The sequence below is a fragment of the Subsaximicrobium wynnwilliamsii genome, assembly GCF_007997225.1.
Classification (GTDB): domain Bacteria; phylum Bacteroidota; class Bacteroidia; order Flavobacteriales; family Flavobacteriaceae; genus Psychroserpens; species Psychroserpens wynnwilliamsii.
This window is the reverse complement of sequence record NZ_VORM01000048.1, coordinates 1-7,880: the sequence shown is the minus strand read 5'-3', so window position 1 is coordinate 7,880 and position 7,880 is coordinate 1. Positions and strand designations below refer to the sequence as shown.

The 7,880-nt window shown below is 33.2% G+C and carries 7 protein-coding genes; all 7 read right to left on the bottom strand.

Annotation, left to right across the window (positions count from 1 at the left end; genetic code table 11):
* Positions 1-422 precede the first annotated feature (422 nt).
* The 7 genes from ESY88_RS19900 to ESY88_RS19875 all read right to left on the bottom strand — a co-directional run bounded on the left by ESY88_RS19900 (position 423) and on the right by ESY88_RS19875 (position 7,601).
* Positions 423-713, bottom strand: coding sequence for a hypothetical protein (locus ESY88_RS19900; RefSeq protein ID WP_147088604.1), 291 nt, complete (start codon positions 711-713; stop codon positions 423-425).
* A 1,085-nt stretch (positions 714-1,798) separates the two neighbouring features.
* The gene (locus tag ESY88_RS19895) at positions 1,799-2,287 is read right to left on the bottom strand and encodes a hypothetical protein (RefSeq protein ID WP_147129061.1); all 489 of its coding nucleotides are present in this window, start codon (positions 2,285-2,287) and stop codon (positions 1,799-1,801) included.
* A 238-nt stretch (positions 2,288-2,525) separates the two neighbouring features.
* A complete protein-coding gene (locus ESY88_RS19890) occupies positions 2,526-3,050 on the bottom strand; it encodes a hypothetical protein (protein WP_147088455.1) in 525 nt (174 codons plus the stop codon).
* Positions 3,038-3,514: a hypothetical protein gene (locus ESY88_RS19885; protein WP_189702676.1), complete on the bottom strand. Its 477-nt coding sequence runs from the start codon at positions 3,512-3,514 to the stop codon at positions 3,038-3,040. The genes ESY88_RS19890 and ESY88_RS19885 overlap by 13 nt, the downstream gene beginning before the upstream one ends.
* A gap of 83 nt (positions 3,515-3,597) precedes the next feature.
* The gene (locus ESY88_RS19880) at positions 3,598-4,122 is read right to left on the bottom strand and encodes a hypothetical protein (protein ID WP_189702675.1); all 525 of its coding nucleotides are present in this window, start codon (positions 4,120-4,122) and stop codon (positions 3,598-3,600) included.
* Between the two features lie 1,989 nt (positions 4,123-6,111).
* Entirely contained in the window at positions 6,112-6,258 is a 147-nt protein-coding gene (locus ESY88_RS21250) for a hypothetical protein (RefSeq protein ID WP_189702674.1), read from the bottom strand.
* A gap of 614 nt (positions 6,259-6,872) precedes the next feature.
* Entirely contained in the window at positions 6,873-7,601 is a 729-nt protein-coding gene (locus tag ESY88_RS19875) for a zinc ribbon domain-containing protein (RefSeq protein WP_147088452.1), read from the bottom strand.
* Positions 7,602-7,880 lie beyond the last annotated feature (279 nt).

Sequence of the window (7,880 nt, the reverse complement as noted above, 5' to 3'; positions counted from 1 at the left end):
CCATCAGACACATAATTCCAACAAATAAAAGTCCAGTTAAAATTGCTGACACAATTCTAAATTTCCAATTAAGTTTTATCATTTTATTTCCTATCTCCATAAAGTTTGGTTTTTATGCACTACAACGGTTATGTGTAAGAATAGTTGCGTGTTTAAGCACCTAATTTAGCAAAAATAGAACGAACCGGAGGAAAATCCGTAGGATTTTCCAAGTAGGCGAGAACCAAGCAATTATTTTTACACGGTGTTGGCATTTCGTTGTTTTTATTCAGCTTAATTCCGTTTTCTGTTTTTTAAGCGTTTGAGTGAATTCGGTCAGGAATTTATTCCGCAAACTTTCTCAATTCCGTTTGAGTGAGCAATTTCGCAACTTGCTAGATTCAGAATATAGTTTGGATTCATGAACTTGCTCAAATTCCGCATTATATTTTTGTTGATGCGAAAATCGTAATCAAAATTCCTATTAGTGTGATTACCCAACTATAATTTTTAAAAATATTTTTTAAACTCAAATAAGCGATTAATGTTATAATTCCGAACAAAATTGCATTAAAAAACGGAAATATTGCTCCGTGATTTGAACTCGCTGGCATATCAGAAGAAGTATTTGAGGCAATAATTAGAGTAATAATAATTCCGATAAATATTGCAAAAATATTTATCCCAATTCCGTTTAGTAAAGTTCTTTTTTCCGATTTACTTTCTGTTTCCACAATTTATTTTTTTTAGGTTCAGCGTGCGTTTCGCCAATGAATGCCAACGCCCTTGAGTATGATTAGTTGCGTGTCTCAAGCAGTAAATTTAGCAAATAAAAACGAACTAGAGTATCCGCGAGGGTTTTCGGAAGAAGAACAGGCCCAGCAATTAATTATACGCTATGTTGTGAAAAGTGGCCTGGAATTATTGTGTTTTGTTGTTGCTTCCCCTGAGATAGTGCGATTGAGTAAATTCCGCCGTTCCCTAAATCCGCGAACTACTTGATTCCTCTCGAGTGGGAAATTCCGTATGAGTGAGCAATTCCGCAACACGATTTTACTCAGAGTGGATTTGATTAATTCAAGATTCCGCAAACTTTTCTGATTTTGTAATTCCGTTTTTCATTTATGGGACTGGTTTAGAAATCTGAAATAAAAATTCCGCGACCGTAAAAAGAAAAGCTTTTTTGAGTTTCGATTGTCTAGTTCTGAGTGAATTCCGCCATTTTTTACAACGCTCTTGAGTATGATTAGTTGCGTGTCTCAAGCGCTAATTTAGCAAATAAAAACGAACTTGGGCATCCACGAGGATTTTCGGAAGGAGAACAGACCTAGCAATTAATTATACGCGATGTTGTAAAATGTAGTTTCTTGAATTTCAGACTTTAGATAAAATACTCTTTTAAAATGTGCGCTCGAGTAAGCAAATCCGCGAACTGCTTGAATTCCGCACCGGGCTAAATTCCGCATCTCGAGAAATTCCGCAACCTGGATAGGTTCTGTTATTTATTCCACAAACTTGTTTTAGAAAATCCCTCGTTATTAGACCGTTTTTGAAATAAAATCCGATTTTAAATTCCGCAAACTTGCTCAAAATTCCGCAACAGTTGGTTTTCTGAAATAGTTCAGACCAGACAGTTTTCAGAGTCTGGATTTTTTGGGTCTGAGTAAATTCTGCTATATTTTACAACGTTGTTGTGTATGGACCGTTGCGTGTGAAAGCACGAACCATTCCAAGTACAAATCTACGTGAAAATTCCGCAGGAATTTTCCAGATGAGCACTGACCCAGCAATGGTTTATACACGGTGTTGGCAACTGGCTTTATTCTTCTATTATCGAATTCCAATAAATTCCCATTTGTCCTCGATTAATCATTTTCGGTTTTTTGTTTGTTAGGTTTTTAAGGTTTTCTTTTTTCCTTAAATCGGCAATGTTTTTAAATTTCTCGAAAACATAATTCCATTCCAAATAATGATTTAGCATCCAATTTAATTCATTATCAGTCGTATTTTTGTCAATCCGATTTTTCAATTCCGCTATTATTTTCAATTCTGATTTTTCATCTAATTCCGCTATTCCAGTCAGATAATTTGGTTCTGTCATAGAATACCATTGAATAAATAAACCTCTTTTTAAACTTTCAATGTCCTTGTTTGCCATTTTAGCGTATTCCTTATGAACATTTTTATATTCGGCATAAACTTTATCTAAAGTCAAGTCTTTACTGCCCGAATTTACTTTTCCGTTGTAAAGGTTAATTGTAAATAAATATAATTCGTTTTCTTTATTTGTTAAATCAGTCAATGTCATATTCATTCAATTGTGAAATCGGAATGTTAGTAAGAAGTAAAAATTTCCAAATTAACTACTTCTTTTTCTTGGTCGGTTCAGCTTGTTGCCAACGTTGTTGTGTATGGACCGTTGCGTGCTAAAGCACGAGCCATTAAAGATACAAAACTACGCTGGAAAATTCCCAAGAATTTTCCAGATGAGCACAGACCCAGCAATGGTTTATACACGGTGTTGTGGTGCGTTTTTCTATGTTTTTTTATTCGATTTCTTTCCATTCCCCTTTTCGGAAGTACATATTATGAAATTTTGGTGAATTAAACACCATAAAAAAATCCCAGATTTCACGATAGATTGTCGGATTAGTTGTCAATATATGATGCGTTGGTTTTTCCATTTCAATCACAAGTCTCGCCGATTGATATGGAGCAAGAGTTGATATTGTTCCTTTATAAGTTTCGTTAATAATTTTTCCGTTTGTTACGTAAAAGTAAATTGAGTCATTTTCTTTAATTTCAAATCGGAAGTTATTGTATTGCCAATCCGCTTGGTTTCCTGCAAAATATTCTCGGTCAATTACATATTCGCCATAAAAATCAGATTTGTCAAGAACCTTTTTCGCGTAAAATGGTTGAAGGATTGCCGATAAAATCCATAATGAAATCATTCCGACCCACATTCCAATTAGCGCAATTCCGAAAAACTTTTTTTTAGTTAAAATCCACAATAAAAAAAGAGTTACTGAAATTGGAAGAACAATGAAAATAAATCCTAATCCTGCCATTCAGTGTATTTAAAAAATAGGTAAGACAAAATACTCGATGTAAAAATTGTGATATATCCAAAAAATAATAGGCTCATAACTGTACCACCAAATATTTCGCCGATGATATTTGAAGCTGTTATAGTTCCATCACTATAAATATATTCGGCACTACAGTTTAGATGAAAAAAATGACATGAGTTATTAATTATAATCAATAAAAACCATGTTAAAGGGTGAGACATTAAACCGGTTAAAACTCCTGCCAATATTGCTTTTGAACCGGTTTTCACTTTTAACAAATTCCAAAATATCAATCCACATAAAAATATCGCAAGAGTTGACGTTATTAAAATTACATTTCCATTTGGACTAAATCCGGTTTTTATTATAAATATTCCTATTCCAATAGAAATCAAACAATTTACAAGGCCAAATTTAATTCCATTGGTTTTATTCCTATTTATCGGTTTTCTCAAATCCACCACTACCTATGATTTAGTACAAGTCCGCTATTAATTTTATACGGTATTTTATTACCTTTTTATTTTTATTGAGTTCTACTTATTTAAGTTTTAATACGGTCAGACACAATATTATTATTTTTACTCCTAAATTTTCTATTTAACCAATACGTTATTTTCTGTTGTAATTTATATGGTGGAAATGAGTGTAAAATTCCAAAAGCGATTAAAAACCAACCTGAAATCGCGAAAAATATATTTGGAATTGTTACAATTTCCATAATTCCGTCAATTTCATATTCGACTTGCTGAACTAAATTCGGCAGAAATGACATTATGCAAAAAAGTAGTCCAATAAATGTCAGTATTATTGATACATAAAATTTTGTCCGCCACCATTCATTAAGTTTTTTATTAATCCGAATTGGAAGTCCCATTAATCCACAAGCAAAAACGGTAATTAGTGAAAAGACAATTGCCATAATCGGCTGAAAAACTGCAATTCCAATAATTCCATCAAATCCTCCACGAAAGTCGGAAATTGCAAAAATCATATATATTGCAATCATCGTAATCAATGTGATTCCGATTTGGACAAATAATATAAATATGTTCAATATTTTGTTCAAATGTTCAATTTTTCTCAAATGCACCACAACGTGTTTGAGTATGATTAGTTGCGCGTCTCAATCGCTAATTTAGCAAATAAAAACGAACTTGGGCATCCGCGAAGGTTTTCGGAAGAAGAACAAGCCAAGCAATTAATTATACGCGATGTTGTAAAATGTAGTTTCGTGAATTTCAGACTTTAGATAAAATACTCATTTGAGTTGTGCTCTCGAGTAAGCAAATCCGCGTACTGCTTAAATTCCGCATCGTGCATAATTCCGCATCTGGCTAAATTCCGCATCTTGAGAAATTCCGCAAACTGTATAGGATCCGTTATTTATTCCGCAAACTTGCTTTAGAATGCCCATCTTTAATCGACTATTTTTTTGAAATAAAATCCGATTTTAAATTCCGCAAACTTGCTCAAGTTTCCGCAACACTTGGTTTTCTGGAATAGTTCAGACCAGACAGTTTTCAGAGCCTGGATTTTTTGGGTCTGAGTAAATTCTGCTATATTTTACAACGTTTTGGTGTATGGACCGTTGCGTGTCTCACACACGAACCAATCCAAATATAGACAAACTTTTGAGGATTCCCATAATATTCCAAAAAAAGCACAGACCCAGCAATGGTCTATACACGGTGTTAGCACACGGTTTATTCTTTCCTTCGCTATTATTTTTTAACTACAGAGTAAAGTCCGACATAATTTTGTTTAGAAATCCAGGTTAAAAATTTCCTTTTAAATTCCGCTGCCATTTTTCGCAATGAGTTTTAAAATATTTTTTTCAGATTGTAGGGAAGGGCAAAGTTTCAGTTTTGCAACTAAAAAACCAAAAAAATTTTCGGTTCCTTTTCGCAGTTTTTTTCGTTAGATTTGATTTCCGCGTATATCTAAAATAAAATTTTGCCCAAACTTTGGTCAAGCACAGGTTTTCCAGCTATGCGACTTATTATCGGAAGGCCAAAAAATAAAATTATTCACACGAGTGATAATTCCGCCGTTTTGGTTTTTCAGTATCTATTATAATTTCGGTGTGGTTTTTCAGTTTCTACTCTTAAAAATCAGAAGATTTTGTTGTTTATCTGTGTTTTCTGGAGCAGACAACTGTGTGCTAACGTTCAGTGTATGAAACGTAGCGTATAAAAATACAATAATTTTCGGATTAGCAATTAGCCAAATCTTTGATTTGGAACATACTTTTCAATATGAATGCCCGAATCAAAGATTTGGCGGACTTTACAAATATGCACAGACCTTCGATAAAGCCCAAGCCCAGCTATGTTTTATACACCGTGTTGTATGCCGTTTTTTCTCTGCGCTCTGTGATTTTTCCGCGTCCGAGTAAAGTCCGTTGTTTTATTTTTCGAGCGTCCGAGTAAAATCCGACGTCCAGATTGGGTGCGTCCGAGTAAAGTCCGACGTACAGATTGCGTGCGACCGAGTAAAATCCGATGTTGTTGTTTAAAGTCCGATTTACTTTTCAGATTTCGTTCGGCATTATTTTCCAGATTCCAGATTCGGTCAGTTTTTCAATTCCAGATTTTTTGTTGTCGATAAACCTGTCCTTGGAATTTTACCCTTAAAAAAAAAAAAAATTTCGCTTTTCATTCCGCCCAATTTCCGCTGTTTTTTAATTTCAGTTTCGGTGTGGATTTCCAGTCCCATTTTTTATTCCGTCCACATTTTTAAGGGTCAGCTTTTTTATTATTTCAAATTCAGCGGGATTTTTTTTTGAAATGGCATACAACGTTTATGTGTATGGACCGTTGCGTGTTAAAGCACGAACCATTAAAGACACAAAACTACGCTGGAAAATTCCCAAGAATTTTCCAGATGAGCACAGACCAAGCAATGGTTTATACACGGTGTTGTGCGTCGTATTTTCCTTTTTCCACGCATAGTTTTTTACGTCTGATTTGATTTCGATTTTTTTTTCTTTAAAGCTCTAATTTAGTTATTTTGTTTAATCTTTTATCAAATTTTAGTTTGAGTTTTTGTGTTTCCATTATTGATTAATAAATTTTAGGAAAGTCCAAATCATATAGATAATTCCAATTAATCCAGCAATAAATAAGATTGCCATAAATATACAGGACAAACCAGTTAATCCTGCAATTAACTTTTTTATCTTATCTATATTTTTTTCTTTCAAAAGGATTTTATTTTAGAGAAACACTGATTATTAGATTTGTACTTAAAAACAAAAAAAAAAAATTCAATTCCTTTCCGCCAGATTTTTTCCGTAAGAGTAAATTTCGGCGTAATGATTTTTAGTTTGATTTTCAGTCAAAATTTCAATTAAGCGCGGATTTTTCCAGTTTCGTACAGAACTTTCGGATTGGCATTTCGATTGAGTGATAATTTCGACGTAATGCTTTTTTGAGTTTCTATTTTGAATTCAGTATCTATTTTGAATTTTGGTTTTAATTTATTTTCGGCATTAGAATCCGTTTAATTTTTCAATTTCAGCGGGATTTTTGTGATATGACGCACAACGTTGATGTGTATGAGCCGTTGCGTGTCTCACACACGAACCATTAAAAGTACAAAACTCCGCTGGAAAATCCTCAAGAATTTTCCAGATAAGCACAGACCCAGCAATGGTTTATACACGGTGTTGTGCTTTCGTTATTTATTCTTCACTAATTACTTTTAATTTTTAATTTTAAACAAAACTATGATAATACTATTGTAAAATTTGACTTTTTTTTATGGTAATAAATGCATTACGTTATTAATTATTTGTCGGCTATCCTAAAAATTTATTTATGAGAATATCCCTATAATTATAATTACAAAAAGAACTACAAAAATAATTAATGCAATAAGGCCGTAAGTTGCATCTTTAGTCCATTTTCCAGTTTCTTCGTGAACTTTTTTTGAAATTTCTATATATTTTAAATCATTTTCAAAAACTCTAATAAAAGAAGTAATAAACATTTTATCTGCACTAAATAAAAGAGTCTGTATGGTTTTTGTATCTATGCTCCAATAATTAATCACTAAATAATATTTCTCAATATTTTTTTTGTTACTTCCTACTCCAGAAATTCCTCCTACAATAGCGCCTATTGGACCCAAAATAAGTCCTCCAACGAGAGCTCTTCCCATCACTGATTTATCAATTTCCTTTATCTCGCTAAACGAAGTTTGTTTAATACTAATAATTTGCTCTTTATGAATTTCGAGCTTTTGTATTCCGTACTCATGATTGACCGATATTTCTACTCCATTTTCAAAACTGTAAATTATAACATCTCCGCTTTTTGTTAAAGTCAGGTCACTATTTTCATTATTATTATAGTGTCCATGAAAGGTAGTATGTTCGATTTTTTCTCTTAATTCTAAATTTTCGGGTAGATTAGGAAAGCTTAATAATCCAGAGCTATTTTCCAATTCGGTTACACTAACATTCATAGGATTTCCACAATGCGGACATGCAATTGCTTTATCACTAATTTTCTGATTGCATTCTAAACAATTTACTAATGACATATTAAAAACTTTTAGTTAATCAATTCGCATAATGTCGGTCATAATGAAGCACAACGCTCTTGAGTATGATTAGTTGCGTGTCTCAAGCGCTAATTTAGCAAATAAAAACGAACTTGGGCATCTGCGAGGATTTTCGGAAGGAGAACAGGTCAAGCAATTAATTATACGCGATGTTGTGAAAAGTGGCCTGGAATTATGGTGTTTTGTTGTTGCTTTCCCTGAGATAGTGCGATTGAGTGAGTTCCGCCGTTCCCAAAATCCGCGAACTACTTGATTCCT